At 64.2% G+C, this 17508-nt stretch carries 11 protein-coding genes; 6 read left to right on the top strand and 5 right to left on the bottom strand.

Features of this window, described 5'->3' with window-relative positions; translation table 11 throughout:
• Positions 1-3341: 3341 nt before the first annotated feature.
• The 5 genes from trxA to ACYQ1Z_RS07250 form a co-directional block, all read right to left on the bottom strand.
• Complete coding sequence (gene trxA / locus ACYQ1Z_RS07270) at positions 3342-3668, bottom strand: thioredoxin (RefSeq protein WP_454485453.1); 327 nt, start codon at positions 3666-3668, stop codon at positions 3342-3344.
• 39 nt (positions 3669-3707) lie between these two features.
• Positions 3708-4661: a thioredoxin-disulfide reductase gene (trxB, locus tag ACYQ1Z_RS07265; protein ID WP_459791820.1), complete on the bottom strand. Its 954-nt coding sequence runs from the start codon at positions 4659-4661 to the stop codon at positions 3708-3710.
• Between the two features lie 238 nt (positions 4662-4899).
• Positions 4900-6489, bottom strand: coding sequence for an ABC transporter substrate-binding protein (locus ACYQ1Z_RS07260; RefSeq protein ID WP_459791819.1), 1590 nt, complete (start codon positions 6487-6489; stop codon positions 4900-4902).
• Between the two features lie 166 nt (positions 6490-6655).
• Positions 6656-8854 (bottom strand): murein biosynthesis integral membrane protein MurJ, encoded by a 2199-nt coding sequence (gene murJ, locus ACYQ1Z_RS07255; protein ID WP_459791818.1) that lies wholly within the window; start codon positions 8852-8854, stop codon positions 6656-6658.
• Between the two features lie 83 nt (positions 8855-8937).
• The gene (locus tag ACYQ1Z_RS07250) at positions 8938-9486 is read right to left on the bottom strand and encodes an NUDIX hydrolase (protein WP_459791817.1); all 549 of its coding nucleotides are present in this window, start codon (positions 9484-9486) and stop codon (positions 8938-8940) included.
• A gap of 159 nt (positions 9487-9645) precedes the next feature.
• Here ACYQ1Z_RS07250 and ACYQ1Z_RS07245 point away from each other — a divergent pair, with 159 nt between their 5' ends.
• The 6 genes from ACYQ1Z_RS07245 (at position 9646) to ACYQ1Z_RS07220 (ending at position 17503) form a co-directional block, all read left to right on the top strand.
• Positions 9646-11154 (top strand): CCA tRNA nucleotidyltransferase, encoded by a 1509-nt coding sequence (locus ACYQ1Z_RS07245; protein WP_459791816.1) that lies wholly within the window; start codon positions 9646-9648, stop codon positions 11152-11154.
• Positions 11151-11735 (top strand): histidine phosphatase family protein, encoded by a 585-nt coding sequence (locus tag ACYQ1Z_RS07240; RefSeq protein WP_459791815.1) that lies wholly within the window; start codon positions 11151-11153, stop codon positions 11733-11735. Before ACYQ1Z_RS07245 ends, ACYQ1Z_RS07240 begins: the two co-directional genes overlap by 4 nt.
• A gap of 558 nt (positions 11736-12293) precedes the next feature.
• Complete coding sequence (locus ACYQ1Z_RS07235) at positions 12294-12455, top strand: hypothetical protein (protein WP_459791814.1); 162 nt, start codon at positions 12294-12296, stop codon at positions 12453-12455.
• Positions 12456-12532: 77 nt separating this feature from the next.
• Positions 12533-13993: a glycosyltransferase family 87 protein gene (locus tag ACYQ1Z_RS07230; RefSeq protein WP_459791813.1), complete on the top strand. Its 1461-nt coding sequence runs from the start codon at positions 12533-12535 to the stop codon at positions 13991-13993.
• A complete protein-coding gene (locus ACYQ1Z_RS07225; protein ID WP_459791812.1) occupies positions 13986-15440 on the top strand; it encodes a phytoene desaturase family protein in 1455 nt (484 codons plus the stop codon). The genes ACYQ1Z_RS07230 and ACYQ1Z_RS07225 overlap by 8 nt, the downstream gene beginning before the upstream one ends.
• Before the next feature lie 74 nt (positions 15441-15514).
• On the top strand, positions 15515-17503 hold the full coding sequence (locus tag ACYQ1Z_RS07220) for a penicillin-binding transpeptidase domain-containing protein (protein WP_459791811.1): 1989 nt from the start codon (positions 15515-15517) through the stop codon (positions 17501-17503).
• Positions 17504-17508: the final 5 nt, after the last annotated feature.

The raw sequence follows: 17508 nt of genomic DNA, 5'->3' as shown, positions 1-17508 counted from the left end.
CGCCATTCCTCCGTGTGGGAGACGACGTGCGCAGACAAACGCCGCAGGGGAATAACGAATAGGTAGCTAGAGTCCCACGTGGCTAAGCACAACGGAACTGCCAGTGGAACAGCCGGCACCTGGCGTATGCCCCTAGGGAGCGGGGTGGGGTCCATCAGCGTCTTCTACCGCGCATTGCACGGAGTACTGCTTTCGAAGGTCGGCCTCCCGCAGTATGCCGCACGCCAAAGACACTGTCGCAACATGCCCAAACTCCGGCGCTACGAATCTGCAGTACAGGGCTACCTTCAGAAGGTCACTGAATTCTTACGAAGATGCCCGCTCGGCCATTCGCTCTGCGATGAGACTGTTACATCGACATGCCAGCGTGCCGAAGATGCCAGACGCTGCTGGTCAGGAGAACGAAGGCACATCGGTCCGCGTTGAACCAGGGAGAAGGAAAGAGTGGTTGGCAGAAATAGTCCACTACCGCGGGGGCACCGCGTCAACGTGCCGAACGTCGGTAGCTGTCGTCCTCTATCCACGTGCCGACCGGCAGATCGGTCCTTGAGTTGCCGTCCCCAGGCGTGGGATACGGGGTGCCGTGGTTCTGCTTACACTTGAGGCCCTCCAGACGTGAGGAGAGGCCCCTCTGATTTCGGCTCATCCGGAAGCCGCCGGTCTCGCGACCAGGGAGTGACCGCGCTAAGGGGTCGGTGGCTGGATGGCCCGTTCAAGTTCAGTGGATAACGCGTGCACTATGGTCGCCAGCGACTGCGGGTAGAACGCTTCCGGTCGGGTGACTTCAAACAGGCCAGCCGAGTGACTTCAAACCGGCAAGTTCAAGTCCCAGCATCTTTGCGGAGTGGAATGCTGGAAGTTCCAGGTCCCCTTGTAGGCGGTTTTCTGGGCCCCGAGTTTCCCATTCAGACTGTGAGGTGCGAAGCGCATCCTGTGGATTAGGCGGTGGATAAACCTGTGGATAAGTCGGTGGATAACCGAACGGCAGCACCGACCTCAGGTTCACTTTTGCGGTCTCCGGAGACATGGTGTCCGCAGCGCCACATCCGGTGGGCCCCGCGGCCGTAAGACAGGGCCGGGTGTTTCACGTGAAACGGCCAGCCAGTCCGCGGCGCCAGCGCCCGCTGCAGCCAGCGATCAAGACGATTTCTGCACGTACTGAGACTTTTCAAGGTTGATCGCGTCACGAACTGCCGGTGTTCGGGGCTATAAGTTAGTGCTCCTATGCGGACCAGGAACGCCGAGGCCAATTCGTGGCGACTGCGGGGCGAGTAGTTGAAGAGGGCGCTGGGCTCGCCGGACCGGCTGGTGTCGATGTGACTCCCGGAAGCGTGCTGTGGATAACAGTGTGGGTAAATCGGGAATCGGCTGTGGATAAAAGTGTGGACATCTCGTGATGATGCCGTTCTCGTCGGGCAAGCCGCAGTGGGCATAAGCTCGTATAAACCCTGAATCCGTAACACCCGGGCGGCTCTCTCAACGAGTTAATGCGGGAACCTCTTGTGTCCGGGTGGCGTCCTTGGCGCCCCTCGTAACCGTTTGTGCGAACCGATGCCCCTGGTCCCTGAATGTGAGTGGGGTCGGCGCCGGTGGCCGATGCACTATTCCCTTGCACCATCGGTAGACATTCTGTGAATCATTACGGACGGGTGTAGGCGTGTCCTGCCCGGTTTCACCACCCGCTCGGCCCGAGAAGCGGCGACCCGCGTGGCAAGCCCCGACCGCCTAACCTGCCAACAGAACGGGGTCAAGCGGCCTCAGCTATCCTCGGGGTAGGGTCCAATACCCCAAGGTGTAGTCGTCGACACCTAACACCCGAGACTCGCATCTCGGTTTAGATGCCGGCTGGCAGGGCGCGTGATCCGATCATTCGGCGCGGGCCCACAGAAGTATTCCCATGAGCCGCGGGTCGATAGGGTGTTATCTCTTGGCGCTACTCCGCTAGCTGCTGTCTCGGCGTTGCGTGTACGGTTTCACGTGAAACATGCCCGCTCATTGACGGGCGAAAGAGAAGGGCTATTTTTTCCGCGGCTTGGATCTGGTGGCGAAGTCGACAGAAAGGAAAAAAGGATTTCTCTTGCTGTCCGCAGCGCGACTTCACGGTTGCTTCATGCCTGCAAGCTGGCTGCGTGTACGGCGCCGGCTCTGTGCAACTCTCATATGAGGCGTCAGTCCGCCCAGTGTTTCACGTGGAACACTGACCGTGCCTGCCCGTGCCTACGCATCCGGAGCATACGGACGCGAAGCGAACAGGCGTCATTCAGGTAGTAGATGGCAAGAGGTGCAACATTAAGCAAGCAGTGATGGACACCGGATATTCCAATCCATCTTCGCAGTGGGGTATGGCTTCTCGGATGAAGAGCCGCACCGAACCGAACTGTCCCCCAGGCTCACTGTGGAGTTCGATGCCACGTATAGATGCGGAAAACGGCCCTAGTATCCGTATTTGAAACTCCTTGTCTGGATCGATGAGGCCTGGAATCTCAACACGGTTGGAGGCAATAGCTGTCTCTGTTTCCGTGACCAAAATCGTCATCCGGATGCGTGCTCGTGCTGGTTCGCCACGTGCTGGTCGTGGGGCTGTTTCGCGTGGGTTTCTACTCCCGCCGCTGGTTGATTGTCTCGGCTGGCCCCGCAGCGGAGTCTTCTAAAGCGCGAGTCTGAACAGCGCTTGGGGAAGGGCTTGGGAGGGCCTGAAGCAAGAACAGCTCACCACAGTATGACTGCCTTCAGGATGTTGCGAGTGTTGGTAACCGTGCCGAGTAGAGGCTTCGTTTCAGTGCTTCACCCTGCCTTCCTCGTGACCCGTATGGTAGTCCACCCTTGAACTTCTGTTTCACGTGAAACTTCGCGTTTGTTTTCACTCCGGCGCATAATCTTCGATTCTGATGCACACACCTCCTGATAGCCATTCAATTTTGTGCACGCCCTGCGGGTCCCTGGGTGCGTGGAGACTGCCCTGCGGTTCCTTCGTTACCCATACATGTCGGTGCAGAGCAATCCTACGGACCCGGGGTCGCAGTCTGGCCGGTCAGGACTACCGGTGCCCAGGGGTGCACCGGCTGTTATTCCCAGGAGGCTTCCAATGAAGAGTTGCTAGGCGTCAAAGAGCAGAAGATTTACTAGAGTGCGAAACGGAACAATGTGGGATTAGGGGGCACGTCCGCATGTATCCCCCGCCCGCGGGCAGAGGCAGATAGCCGGTTTCTCGCTGTCATGACCGGAGCACCTCCAGCAGTGTTTCACGTGAAACGCTGCTCCTATCGGATCAAAAAGAAGAGCGTGCCACCGCCGGAGGGGCGGGGGCACGCTCGTGGCCGTCTGTCTGACGGTCACAGGTGTTAGGACAAGACGTCCGCGAATTCCTTCTCAAAGAACTGCTTCGGCTTGGCCCCGATAACGGTGTTCTTCACTTCCCCACCCTGGAAGAGGTAGACAGCAGGGATGGAGGTGATGCCGTACTCCGCCGCGATGGACGGGTTGTCGTCAACATTCACCTTGACGACATCGACCTTTTCACCATATTCGACGGAGATCTCGTCCAGAATCGGTCCAAGCTTGCGGCAGGGGCCGCACCACTCGGCCCAGAAATCAACAATTACCGGCTTCTCGGAGGACAGTACGTCCGTCCCGAAACTAGCATCAGTTACGTCTTTGGCGTTGCTCATAAGGTTCTCTCTTTCTCCTCTAATCGTGTCTATCGGGAACTAGGAAAGGTCAGCCAGGTAATGTTCCACGTCAAGCGCGGCGACGCAGCCAGAGCCGGATGCCGTGATGGCCTGTCGGTACGTGGGGTCAATGACATCGCCGGCAGCAAAGACACCGGGGATGCTGGTCTTAGAGCTCCTGCCCTCCACGGCGATGGTCCCCTCCGGGGTGAGGTCCAGGACGTCCTTGACCAAGTCGGTGCGGGGATCGTTGCCGATGGCCACGAATACCCCGGTGACCGCCAAATCGGACACCTTTCCATCAACAACGTTCCTGATCTTGAGGCCGGTGACCTTGTCATCGCCAACGACGTCCTCAACGGTGCTGTTCCAGATGAACTTGATCTTCTCGTGGCCCAGAGCGCGGTCTGCCATGATCTTGGAAGCCTTGAGTGAGTCGCGCCGGTGCACGACCGTCACGGACTTCGCGAACTTGGTGAGGAACAGTGCCTCTTCCATTGCCGAGTCACCGCCGCCGATCACGGCGATGTCCTGGTCCTTGAAGAAGAAACCGTCGCAGGTTGCACACCAGCTGACACCGTGCCCTGACAGCCGCTTCTCGTTCGGCAGTCCCAGTTCGCGGTACGCGGAGCCGGTGGACAGGATGACAGCCTTAGCCTGGAAGGTCTCCCCCGTCGCGATCGTGACCTTCTTAACCGATCCTGTGAGGTCCAGTGCCGTAACGTCCTCGAACTGGATCTCCGTGCCGAAGCGGGCAGCCTGCTTCTCGAAGTTCTCCATGAGGTCGGGACCCATGATGCCGTCCGGGAAGCCCGGGTAGTTCTCGACATCGGTGGTGTTCATCAGTTCACCGCCCGCGGTCACGGATCCGGCAATCAGCAACGGCTTAAGGTTGGCCCGGGCCGTATAGACGGCAGCCGTGTAACCCGCCGGACCAGAGCCGACAATGATGACATCACGCACTTCTGACGCGGTGTTTTCTGCGATGGTCACTGGACGGTGAACCTCTTCCTTACTTGACGCGCCTCCCCGTGGAGGCCGGCCACATGGCACAACTGTTACTGCATGCTGAATATTCCGGCTGGACGTGCGCAACCACCCGGGCATGGCATCAGCCATCCCCGCCAGACGTTCTGTCCAGATTACCGTCCCAAGGCATCCTGCCCTCAATCGAAACAACTGCGGCCCTCCCCCATTAAGGGAAGGGCCGCAGGGTGCACTTTGTGGTCGGCTACTGGATCTTAATTTCCGCCAAACGGATACCGAACCCGTAGCGGGTTTTCGGTGCAGCGAGACGCGGCAGACTGTTGATCGACACGATGACGTACTCCGCCTCAACAGGTTCGGCCAAGGGCATGTTCAGGTCCGTGGAGGTGAAGCTGTTGGTTCCCACCGACTTCGCTCCGTCCATGGACGGCCGGTCATTGGTGTAGACGGTGATGTTTCCGCCGGAACCACCGAGCTGGGAGAGGGTGACCGAAGAGACGGTCGCGCTCTCTTTGAGCTTAACTACGAGCTGGACGCCTTGGGGTGCGAGGCCGCCCCAGTTTTCCGTAGCGAATTCCATGTCGGACCAGTAGCTGGCAGCGTTTCCGTCGAACGCCTTTACCAGGTCACGGTCGAAGGTTGCTGCGAAATCGAAGTCTCCCTCACGCGAAACACTCTCGATCGCCGGCGGTACAGCGGCGGGTGCGGAGCTGGCCGCCTGGCTCGGGGCAGCGGTATTCTGTGGCGCGCTGGTGGTCGCCGGTACGGGATCGCTGGCCTGCGGCCGCGTAAATAGGCTGCCAAGGTTCGTCACAGCGAAGATCAGGCCGGCGATCAGCACAACCGCGAGGAGACCGCCCACCAGCCATCGCATTGACCGCGGCTCACGCTCAACCGCATCACGGTCACGGTCGTCGTCCTGGTCCGCAAATGAGACCCCCGCAGCGGCTGGCGCTGCAGCCCGCGCAAACATCGCTGATTTCTTGTTCACCGGCTGAGGTTCTTCCGCCGGCTCGTCGTCCTGGCCGTAGGTGCCGTGCTGGTCTGCCTGGGCGTAATCGTCATCGGACCAAAGGGAAACCTTCGGCTTACCGGGGGTAGAACCTGGGGAAGCCGGGTCAGCGGAGGTGCCTTGGACGGGATGGACAGCGGTGGCGTTCGGATCAGAATCCGAGGTGGACGCTTTTCCGGCGGCACCGGCACCGGCGGCGGCACCGGCAGCCGCCGCCGCACCGGACGCGGCACCCCCTGCGGCAGCTCCTGTTCCGGCAGCCGCAGTGCCGCCAACAGCGGAGGCCCCGTTCCCGCGCGCTGCGGGTGACGCTGCAGGCCGGGCAGGCGGCTTGGGCGGTACAACGGGCGCGTTCCGGTAGGGATCCACCTGGCTGCGGTGCGTGTCCCCGTAATTGATATAACCGGCCTCGACGTGGTCTTCCTCGTCGTAGGGTTCCGGTTCATGGGAACGTGGCTGGCCAAAGATCTCACTGCCCAGTGTGTCGGTGAAGAACGGCTCCACGTAGGGCGGGTTGGAGGCGACCACAAGGTCCAGCAGGTCGGCCGCGGACGTGTGGTTGGTAATGAGGTAGGTAGCGGCGTCGCTGACTCCGAGGTCGAGCACCTGGACCGTGCCGGGCCGTTCACCGGTGGCCACCTCGCGGGCACTCTGGGCCACCTGCTCGGTGTTCTCGGGTCCGGCAACCAGGATGCTGACCGGCCGGTTAAGGACCTGGTCCACACCATCCAGCACCAGATCGTGGTCGTGCGAGGACAGTACCGTGGCTGTGACCTTGTAACGGCCGCCCAGAACTGAGCCCACATCGATCGGGTTGGACACGCGTTCCTCCTAGACTTCCCGGGGTTGCCGGTATTGGTGAAGCAACCCCCGTTCAAGGGCCCACCCCGCGGCCAGCCCCTGGATACAACTCCCCCTGTACCTTCTCGATCCTAGCTGATCGCACCCCGCGCGCCGCGGACGAGCGGCCGCGGAAACAGCGGAAGAATCACTTTTTGCGGGGCCGCCGGCGCTTGAAGTAGGGGTTCTCACCGGCCTTGCCCTGGAAGGTCCTCCGCCCCGGCAGCGGAATCTCCTCACGGAGTAGGCCGCCCCGTGCCGTGCTGGGCTGGTCCTCCGCAGGCAAGTAGCCGCCGTCGGCCGCTCCCTGGCTTCCCCCGCCGCGGGGCGGGGAATCATCGTGACGGCGGACGTGTCCGGCCGCGCGCTCCGGTTCGGGGCCGGCGCGGAAGGAAACGGCGTCGAACTCGCCGGAGATCCGTGGGATCAGCCCGGTATCCACTGAGGTGGTGGCACGCTCGGGGCGGCGCATGCCCGCCTCCGCGGAGGCGCCTTCAACGGAGGGCGTCCCTTCCGGCGAGGACGACGGCGGGGTCCCGCCTGCCGCTGCTGGTGCGGCAGGGCCGCCGCGGCCCAGGCGGCCCAGCAGGGGACGGAGCAGGTCCTGGAGTTCCGCCACCCGGAAAAGTTTGAGCAGGAGGAAGTAGACCGCGAGCATGACCGGGCCCACCACCACGACCGTCACCAGGGCGGTGAGGCGGTCGCGCCAGGCGAATCCGTCAGGGCTGTAGCTGCCCATCAGCCAGAGCGCACCCGCGCCGGCGACGGCTGAACCAAGCGCCGCGTAGCCCATCCGGATGTAGGAGTTGGCGATCCGCGGCCCGTCCAGGTGGCCGAGCAGGCGCCGCAGGAACCAGGCGCTGATAACCACCGAAAGGATGTTGCCCACCATGTAAAGGACCGCAATGGCGTAGATGATCTGGTTGACCGGCAGGAACTGGATGGCAAACGCGCCGGCCACATACACCACGGCCAGCAGCAGCTGGATGTAGAAGGGCGTGCGCGCGTCCTCATTGGCGTAGAAGACGCGGGACATCATGAAGTTGGCGCTCATGAATGGAGTGCTCAGCGCCAGGATGGTGAGCGTCTGGGCCAGCATCACGCCGTCGTTGCGCTCACCGCCGGAGAAGAACATGCCTAGCGGGCCGGCGAGGGCAAACAGGGCCAGGGCGCCAAACACGGTAGCCACTGCCATGGTCCGCAGCCCGTGCGACAGTGCGTCCCGCAGCTCCGCCCGGTTCCCGTCCTGCGATGCCCTGGTCATCCGGTTGAACAGCACCGTGGCAAGGGACAGCGCGATGATGGAGTGCGGCAGCAGGTACAGCTGGCTGGCCACCTCCAGCACCGCGTTGCCTGGGAGCATGTCCGCCGTTGAGTCCCCCGCCTGCTCGAGGCGGAGGCGTTCGGCACCGGGAATGGTGGCGATGCGCATGACGTACAGGAATGCGAGCTGCCCGACGGCGGCAGTCAGCAGTGTCCACACGCTGAGCCTGGCTGCCTGGCCCAGTCCCACGCCGCGCCACCCGAACCGGGGCCGGAGACCCAGCCTGAGCCTGATGACCGGGATCATCAGGATGGCGGTTTGGGCCACGACGCCGATGGTGGAGAACCCGGCGACGAACAGTGTCTGCGAACTGCCCCAGTTGTCCAGGGTATGCGGGCTGAACTCGTTCGTTCCGAAGATCCAGATGAACATTCCGAGGCCGGCGATGGCCACCAGGTTGTTGAGTATCGGCGCCCACATGGCCGGACCGAACGCGCCGTTGGCGTTGAGGACCTGGGTTAGGAGGGCGTATAGGCCGTAGAAGAAGATCTGCGGAAGGCACCAGAACGCGAACGTCACGGCCAGCGCCTTCTGCTCCGGACTGTACCCCTGCGTGGTGATGTCGATGACCAATGGCGCCGCCAGGGTGACGAGCGCGGTGAGGCCCAGCAGGAGCAGGACAGCCAGCGTCAGCAGCCGGCTGATGTAATCCGCTCCCCTGTCCGGTGCCTTGCTCGCCTTGATGATCTGCGGCACCAGCACCGCGTTGAAGACGCCGCCGGCCACCAGGAGGAAGATCAGGTTGGGCAGGTTGTTCGCGTTGATGAACGTGTCATTGACCGTGGAGCCCAGGCCGAGGGCAGTGCCCAGCATCCAGGTCTTGCCGAACCCCAGGAACCGGGACACCAGGGTTCCGGCGGCCATGATGGCGCTGGAACGCGTTTCGCTGGCGCCGGCGGCGGCCGGCACGGCGTCCGCAGTGCCTGGAGCCGGTGCGGGACTGCCGGTTTCCTGCGGCACGCCGTCAGGGGCCGCATCACCGGGGCGGCCGCCATTGTCGGAGGGAAAGTTGGTAGCTGACATCGAGTTCATCGTCTCACCCGGAGCGGGCTATCGCCGCAACGCCGCCACGGCATGTGCACCGGAACGCGCCGCCGGGCGCGGTGCTACAGGTGTCCGGGCAGGACTTCGCGGGCGAGGTCGGCGATGCGCCGTTCATTCGGAAAGGACAGTTTGCGCGCCAGCTCCTGGATGGGCACCCATGCCACGTCCACGGCCTCCTGGTCGGGATCGTTCTCGATGGTGAGCTCACCGCCGGTGGCCCGCAGCAGGTAGTGATGGACCGTCTTGTGCACACGGTGGCCGCTGACGGTGAACCAGTAGTCGATGCTGCCCAGCGGGGCGAGGATGCTTCCCTCGATGCCGGTTTCTTCGGCGATCTCCCGGACGGCTGCTTCCTCGTTGTTTTCCTTGCCCTCTGGATGGCCCTTCGGGAGGCACCATTCCAGGCGCCCGCCGCGGTTAAGGCGGGCGATAATCGCGACCCTTAATTCGGCGTCGGACGTATCCACCACCACGCCGCCGGCCGAAACTTCCTCCACCGTGGGCAGTGAAGCCGGCGCCGAATGCTGGGCAGGGGCAACATGCGCACCGATCGCCGACGGCAATGGTGCGTTTGTCCTCCTGCCTGGAGCGCTCGGTACTGGATGGGCCATGGAGTCCACTCTAACGACTGTTGCCCGCTGGTGATGACTGGAACATGACAAGAACATGGACGGCATATGACGCACTTTCCCGGCGCCGGACCGATTCCACCGGATCTTGACACCTTTTTGGCCTGCCGGGCCGCCGGTTTCTGCCAAGCTTAAGTAACTATGGCGCACGCACATCACAAGACCGATTCCCACACCGTCGATTTCCAGGTGGACCCGGTGGTCCTGGAACTGGGCCAGCGCTTCGTGGACGCCGGCCACGAGCTGTCGCTGGTGGGCGGGCCTGTGCGTGACCTGTTCCTGGGCCGCAACTCCCCCGACCTGGACTTCACCACGGATGCCACGCCTGACCAGACGGTTGCCCTGATCAAGAAGTGGGCGGACAACTTCTGGGAGATCGGCCGCGCGTTCGGAACGATCGGGATGCGCAAGGACGGATTCCAGATTGAGATCACTACGTACCGGGCAGAGGCTTACGACCCGGAATCCCGGAAACCTGTGGTGGCATTCGGTACCTCCCTGACCGATGACCTGCTGCGCCGCGATTTCACCATCAACGCGATGGCCCTGAAGCTTCCGTCCATGGAGCTGGTGGATCCCTTCGGTGGCGTCCGCGACCTGCACGCCTCCGTCCTGGCCACGCCGGGCTCGCCCGAGGCATCCTTTTCAGACGACCCGCTGCGGATGATGCGCGCCGCCCGGTTTGCCGCCCAGCTGGGCGTTTCCGTGCACGGGGACGTCCGCGGGGCAATGACGCGCATGGCCGAACGGATCACCATAATCTCCGCCGAGCGCGTGCGTGACGAACTGGTCAAGCTGGTCTGCGGTGCCCATCCTCGTGTGGGCGTGGACCTGCTGGTGGACACGGGCCTGGCCGAGTTTGTGCTCCCCGAGGTCTCCGCCCTGCGCCTTGAGTCCGATGAACACCACCGGCACAAGGATGTCTACCAGCACTCGCTCCAGGTGCTCGAACAGGCAGCAGAGCTGGAAACGGACGCCGACGGGCCGGTGCCCGGGCCCGACTTTGTCCTGCGCTTCGCGGCTTTGATGCACGACGTCGGCAAGCCGGCTACGCGCCGCTTCGAACCGGGCGGCGCGGTGAGCTTCAGGCACCATGACATGGTGGGTGCCAAACTCACCAGCAAACGGATGAAGGCCCTGCGGTTCGACAACGACACCACCAAGGCAGTTGCGCGCCTGGTGGAGCTGCACATGCGGTTTTACGGCTACGGCGACGCCGGCTGGACCGATTCCGCCGTCCGCCGGTACGTCACCGACGCGGGACCGCTGCTGGAACGGCTCCACCGGCTCACCCGGTCCGATGTCACCACCCGGAACCAGCGCAAGGCCGAGCGGCTGGCCTTCGCCTATGACGACCTTGAAGCGCGCATCGTTGCCCTGAAGGAGCAGGAATCCCTGGACGCCGTCCGGCCGGATCTGGACGGTGCACGAATCATGGAACTGCTCAGCCTCAAGCCCGGGCCGGTGGTGGGCAGGGCCTACAAGTTCCTGCTCAACGAACGGATGGAGCACGGCCCGCTCCCCGTCGAAGAGGCGGAGAGCAAGCTGCTTCGCTGGTGGGCAGAACAACCCGAATCCGCATCTGCCGCAGCAGAGGGCGCAGAGGCGCCCGCCGCCGTCGAACCTTCCCTTTCCGAGGAGTCCAAGTGACCAACCCTGCCCTTGCCGCCCGTCCGCAGCTCTGGATCCTGCGCCACGGCGAGACCGAATGGTCCAAGAGCGGCCAGTACACCGGACTCACCGACCTTCCGCTGACTGTGGAAGGCGAGCAGCAGGCAGTCGAAGCCCGCAAGGTGCTCGACGCCGTCGACTTCGATTTGGTGCTCACCTCTCCCTTGCGGCGTGCGCGCCGGACTGCCGAGCTCGCGGGCTTCCCGGACGCCCAGCACGAGCCGCTGGCGGTCGAATGGAACTACGGAGACTATGAGGGCATCAGCTCGGACCTGATCCGCAAGGACAACCCCGACTACCTCATCTGGACGCACGGTGTGCCCAACGGAGAGACGCTCGATGAAGTAGCCGCCAGGGCTGACAAGATTATCGGAAGGGTCCTGGAATCAGGCATGGACAATGTCCTGATTGTGGCGCACGGGCACTTTTCCCGGATCCTGACGGCCCGCTGGCTCGAATTGCCGGCCACCGAAGGCAGGCATTTCATTCTGGGGACGGCGAAAGTCTGCACCCTGGGCTGGGACAAGAAAACGCCGGCAATTGTCCGGTGGGGCCTCTAGGATTCCCGTTATCCAATTTCTTTTCGATATTTCCTGAAATAGCTGGCCAGCCGGAGAATCCTGGTGTACTTTTATTCCTGACCCCTTCGGCAACCTGCCGGGGTCAGCGCCCCGCTGCAAGGTTTTCGGCAGCGAACAGGAGAAAAGGAGGTTGGGAAAATGATGACTTTGACTGGCGGACGGAAGACCACCATCACCGCGTTCCCGGCCCCGGCGCATAATAATGCGTTCCTGTCCTGGCGCGTCGCGGCGCACTAGCCAGCCGCTCCGCCGTCCACGGCCGCCCGCAGGCAAGCGGGTCTGACTGCCGGCCTTATGCCTGGGCCGATACAGCCCTGCGTTCCCTGGCCGGTGTGCTGCTGACGGAAGACTGCCTCGCGCTGTTTATTGCGCATTCCGCAATATCAATTCCTTCTGCCGCACACTGCTATAAGTGCGCGCATTAGCTGTCCCCTGATTATTGTCGTTATCTGCGCATTCTCTGCGCCCAATTCAGGGGCTCTTCTGTGCATTCCCGCCGGTTGATTTGTTGTGCCCTTTTCCGGTCCGAATCAACGCATGAACCGCACCTGGGAGGTGAAAACCATGATCCGAAAAATACGGAAAGTCCTGTTCCCGACACGCCGGACAGGCAGGAGGCTGTTCAACAGGGACCTGCTGGAACAGCACCGCGAGGACGTCTTCGTCCTGATGCACCAGCAGATGAGTGGCCTGCGCTGAGCGTTGTACTGCGGGGTTGTACTGCGGACAGGCCGCGCAGGGCCTTATCCGTCCAGGCGCCCGGTAAGCTCGACTGCATGGAGGAGAGCCAGCCCCCGGGGCGCCGAGGACGGGCCCGCCTGGTGGTTCCGAGCCGCAGTGACATGCTGCTGCGGAATTTCACGGAACTGGTGGGCGGTCCGCTGGGCCGGCGTTCGGACCCGGGCATCGTCTCCCCCGGGATATTCACCGTTGAACGGGTCCTTGTCCTCCTGACCGTCCTTGCGGCACTGGCCGGGGTCCTGGTCAAGGGTTATTGCCGCGCGAACGGCTGGGAGTCGCCCACCCAGTTCTACGCCACCTGCTACTCGGATTTTCCCGACCTCTTCCGTAACCGCGGGCTGGCCGATGGCGTCATTCCCGTCCTGGGGGGCCGGTTCGAGTACCCGGTCCTGGTAGCGCTTGCGGCGGGACTCGCAGCGTGGCTGGTCCCGGGCAGCGGAGCCTCCCAAGGGCGGGTCCTGGCGTACTTCGACATCAACGCGGTGTTCCTGGCGGTGGCAACCGTGATCGCGGTGGTTGCCACGGCCAGGACATCGTTCCGCCGGCCGTGGGATGCGGCAATGGTGGCGCTGGCTCCGGGCATCATCCTGGCCGGGACAGTCAACTGGGACCTTTTTACGGTGTGCCTGGTGGCGGTGGGAATGTACTACTTCGCCCGGCAGCGGCTGGTGCCTGCCGGCATCCTTTTGGGCCTGGCCACCGCCACCAATCTCTATCCCCTGCTGGTCCTGGCCGCGGTCCTCCTGCTGGCAGTACGGACGGGACGGCTCCGGCCGGCGCTGGTCACCATCGGCGCTGCGGCAGCCGCCTGGCTGGCGGTCAATATGCCCTTCGCGGCGGCCAACTTCGACGGCTGGGCCTACTACTTCCAGTACACGGCTGACCGCCATGCCGGTTATGGTTCCCCCTGGTTCGCCTACAACCTGGTCGCGGCCCGGTTGCGCTGGCCCGGGCTGGACGAGGGTGCCGTGGACCTGCTCTCCGCCGCTGCTTTCGCGCTGCTGTGCGCCGCCGTCGTCATCCTTGCCCTGGCTGCCCCCCGCCGTCCGCGCCTTGCGCAGCTGGCCTTCCTCCTGGTCGCCGCCCTCATCCTGACCAACAAGGCCTACTCCCCGCAGTATGTGGTGTGGCTGGTCCCGCTCCTCGCCCTGGCCCGGCCGCGGTGGCGGGACTTCCTGGTGTGGCAGGGTGTGGAAGGCCTGCACTGGGCGGCGGTGTGGATGTACCTTGGTCAGGTGACCAGCGCAGGCTCTTCCCAGCACAACCTGGACATGCCCTACTACGTGCTGGCGGTCGCCGCGCACATGTTCGCCGTGACATACCTGATGGCCAGGGTGGCATGGGACATCATTGACCCGAATTACGATCCCATCCGGCGCCACCACCTTGACGATCCACACGGCGGTCCGTTCTCCGGAGCCCCGGACTGGTTCCGGCTGGACCTGCGCCGTCGCGCAGATGCACTTCTTCCCTGGAAGGACACCTCCCATGCCTGATGTAGCGGTAGTCGGTGCCGGCCCCAACGGGCTGGCCGCAGCAGCTGTGATGGCCCGGGCCGGGCTTTCCGTGGAAGTGTTTGAGGCCTCCCCTTCTATTGGCGGCGGGACGCGGACCATGGAACTGATGCAACCCGGACATTTCCACGACGTCTGCTCCGCGGTCCACCCGATGGCCCTGGCCTCGCCCTTCTTCCGCGCCTTCGAGCTCGCGCGGCGGGTGAAACTTGTCAGCCCGGACATCTCATACGGCTCGCCGCTGGACGGGGGCCGGGCCGCCGTCGCGTACCGCTCCCTGGACCGCACCGCCTTTGAACTCGGCAGGGACGGGGCCGCGTACCGGAAACTGCTGGCGCCGCTGGTCGGCAATGTCGACGGATTGATGGACTTCACCCAGAACCAGTTATTCCGCATTCCCCGCAATCCCGTTGCCGCCGGGATTTTCGCTCTGCGGACACTGGAACAGGGAACACCAGCATGGAACGTAAGGTTCCGGGAGGAATACGCCCCGGCACTGCTCAGCGGTGCTACCTCACACCCCATAGCCCACCAGCCTTCCCTCGCCGCGTCCGGTGCCGGGTTGATGCTTGCCGCCCTGGGGCATGCGGAGGGCTGGCCTATTCCGATGGGTGGTTCCATCGCCATTTCCAAGGCAATCGCGGACGACATCCGGGCCCACGGCGGCCTCATCCACACGGACGCCCCGGTGGACCGGCTCGAGGAGCTTCCTCCGGCCCGCGCCACGCTGCTCAACGTGTCTCCACGGGGACTGGCCAGGATGGCCGGAGAGTCCCTGCCTGCCCGGTACCGCTCCGCCCTGGAAGCTTTCCGTTACGGGAATGGCTCCTGCAAGGTGGATTTCATCCTGTCCGGTCCCGTTCCCTGGGCCGCTCCCCAATTGGCCGACGCCGGCACGGTCCACCTGGGCGGCAGTCGGGCGGAGCTAGCCCGGTCCGAAAATGAGGTGAATGCGGGGCGGCACCCGGACAAGCCTTATGTCCTGGTGGCACAGCCCTCACGGTTCGACCCAAGCCGTGCGCCCGCAGGCCGCCACACGGTATGGACCTACTGCCACGTTCCCGCCGGTTCCGACAGGGACATGACCGAGGCCATCACCGCCCAGCTGGAACGGTTCGCACCGGGCTTCCGTGACCTTATTGTGGAGTCGCACGTGGTCACGGCCGCCGGGCTCGCCGAATACAACCGGAACTACATCGGCGGGGACTTCAGTGTTGGAAGGCTGGACCTGAGGGGCCTGCTGCAGCGGCCGGTGGTTTCGACGGTGCCGTGGCGGACGCCTCTGCCTGGCGTATACATGTGTTCGTCCTCCACTCCCCCCGGACCCGGTGTCACGGGCATGCCGGGCCTGCACGCAGCAAGATATGCCCTGAAGGACATATTCAACCTGCCGGTTCCGGCGCTCGGACTGTCTTCCTCCGCGGACTGAAGGCACCGCCCAAGGGCCTCCCGCCGCTTGAAGAGTGGCCAAAAGGGGCGGCAAAAGCGGGGCATAATGGCGCGATGGGGAAAAACACAAAACTTTCAATCACCATGGCCGGGCTCCTTCTTGGAACGGCACTGGTGGCATGCGACGACGGCCGGAGCGGCGCTGAGGCCGCGGCAACACAACTGGCGGGTGCCGTATCCGCGCTGGACGTTGCGTCCGTCGCGTTCGACGGCAAGGATGCCGCCGCCGCCAACGACCAGCTGAAGACCGTTTTCGCCGCCCTCGATCCCCAAAAGCCCACCGTCGAAGCGGGCGATCTCACGCTTGACGGGGACACGGCGTCCGCACCCCTGAATTACACCTGGCAGTTCGGCGATGCTGAATGGAAGTACACAGTCCCGGCAACCTTCAAAAAAGACGGCGACAGATGGCTGGCGGTGTGGAACCCGGCGAGCCTGGCCCCCGGCCTCGCGGACTCGGAAATCCTGACTAAAGGGTCCCAGTCGCCACAGCGGGCTGACATCCTTGGAGCCGGGGACGTCCCCCTGGTCACGTACCGGCCTGTGGTCAACGTAGGCATCGACAAGCCCCAACTCGGCGGCGCCGACCCGGCCGACGCCGCAACCAGGCTCGCTGCGCTTGTGGGCGTGGATCCGGCAGGATACGTGGAACAGGTCAAGGCTGCCGGTGCCCAGGCCTTCGTCGCAGCCATCACGCTGCGGGAAGAGGGCCGCACAATCACGGACGAGCAGATCACGGCCATTCCGGGCGCACGGGCCATCCCGGCCACCATGCCGCTGGCGCCCACCCGAACCTTCGCCCGCGCCGTACTCGGATCAGTGGGGCAGGCGACAGCCGAGCAGATTGAAGCATCCGACGGCGCCCTGACCGCAGGAGACGTAACGGGCATCGGCGGCCTGCAGCAGCAGTACGACGAGCAACTCCGGGGGACGGACGCGGTCGTTGTCCGTGCCCAACGGGCTGACCTGACCAGGGAACAGATCCAGTCGTCCGCCACCGATCCCCGGCGGGTGCTGTTCGAGGTGGCACCCACGCCGGGCACACCCCTGAAAACCACTCTGGACCCAGCCCTGCAGACACTTGCCGAAACCACGCTTGAGAAGGTCGGTCCGGCGTCGGCCATTGTTGCCCTGCGCCCGTCCACAGGCGCGGTCCTGGCTGTCGCTTCAGGCCCTGGCAGCAACGGCTACAACACGGCGATGCTGGGACAGTACGCCCCGGGGTCGATTTTCAAGATGGTCGATTCCCTGGCGATGTTCCGCAACGGCCTCACACCGGACTCCAAGGTCGAATGCACACCAACGCTCACGGTGGACGGGCGCACCTTCAAGAACTCGGAGGGCTACCCGGAAGGCTCCCTCGGCTCGGTGACCCTCCGCGACGCTTTCGCGCATTCCTGCAACACGGCGTTCATCGATGCACGGGACGAGGTATCGCAGGGCCAGCTCGAGTCCGCGGCCATGGCCATGGGTCTGGCTGTGGAGGCCCCGTCCCTGGGGGCCGAGGCCTTCCTGGGCTCGGTTCCGGGTGAGGCCACGGGAACAGAGCACGCGGCGTCCATGATCGGCCAGGGCAAGGTGCTGCTGTCGCCGCTGGCGGCAGCCATGATGGCGGGCTCGGTGGCGAAGGGTGCGCCCGTTGCGCCCCAACTGGTCCTCAACCCCGACGGCGGCGCTGCCGCGGCCGGAACCACCAGCGGCTCCACCGCTCCCGCCGCCCAGCCGTCGGCAACTGCCACCGCTGAGGCCCCTGCTGCCGCATCGGACGAACCCATCACCGCGGAAGAAGCTGCCTCCCTCAACGACATGATGCGCGCCGTCGTCACCTCCGGGCACGCCGGATTCCTGGCGTCCGTTCCCGGGGAGCCCGTCGGCGCCAAGACCGGCACCGCCGAGTTCGGCAACGAGAATCCGCCCAAGACCCATGCGTGGATCGTGGCGGTCCACGGCGACCTTGCCGTCGCAGTCTTCGTTGAGGACGGCGGGCTCGGAGCCACCACATCCGGGCCGCTGCTCAAGGAGTTCCTCACCGCCGCCGGCTAGGTTTT

The organism is Arthrobacter sp. AD-310 (assembly GCF_054656615.1).
Note: the sequence above shows the minus strand (reverse complement) of the source record. Positions and strands in the feature narration are given on the sequence as shown.

Bases quoted from the DNA above. Each gene is read 5' to 3' on its own strand.
- trxA (WP_454485453.1), bottom strand. From the start codon at position 3,668: ATGAGCAACGCCAAAGACGTAACTGATGCTAGTTTCGGGACGGACGTA.
- murJ (WP_459791818.1), bottom strand. From the start codon at position 8,854: ATGTCAGCTACCAACTTTCCCTCCGACAATGGCGGCCGCCCCGGTGAT.
- ACYQ1Z_RS07250 (WP_459791817.1), bottom strand. From the start codon at position 9,486: ATGGCCCATCCAGTACCGAGCGCTCCAGGCAGGAGGACAAACGCACCA.
- ACYQ1Z_RS07245 (WP_459791816.1), top strand. From the start codon at position 9,646: ATGGCGCACGCACATCACAAGACCGATTCCCACACCGTCGATTTCCAG.
- ACYQ1Z_RS07235 (WP_459791814.1), top strand. From the start codon at position 12,294: ATGAACCGCACCTGGGAGGTGAAAACCATGATCCGAAAAATACGGAAA.
- ACYQ1Z_RS07230 (WP_459791813.1), top strand. From the start codon at position 12,533: ATGGAGGAGAGCCAGCCCCCGGGGCGCCGAGGACGGGCCCGCCTGGTG.
- ACYQ1Z_RS07225 (WP_459791812.1), top strand. From the start codon at position 13,986: ATGCCTGATGTAGCGGTAGTCGGTGCCGGCCCCAACGGGCTGGCCGCA.
- ACYQ1Z_RS07220 (WP_459791811.1), top strand. From the start codon at position 15,515: ATGGGGAAAAACACAAAACTTTCAATCACCATGGCCGGGCTCCTTCTT.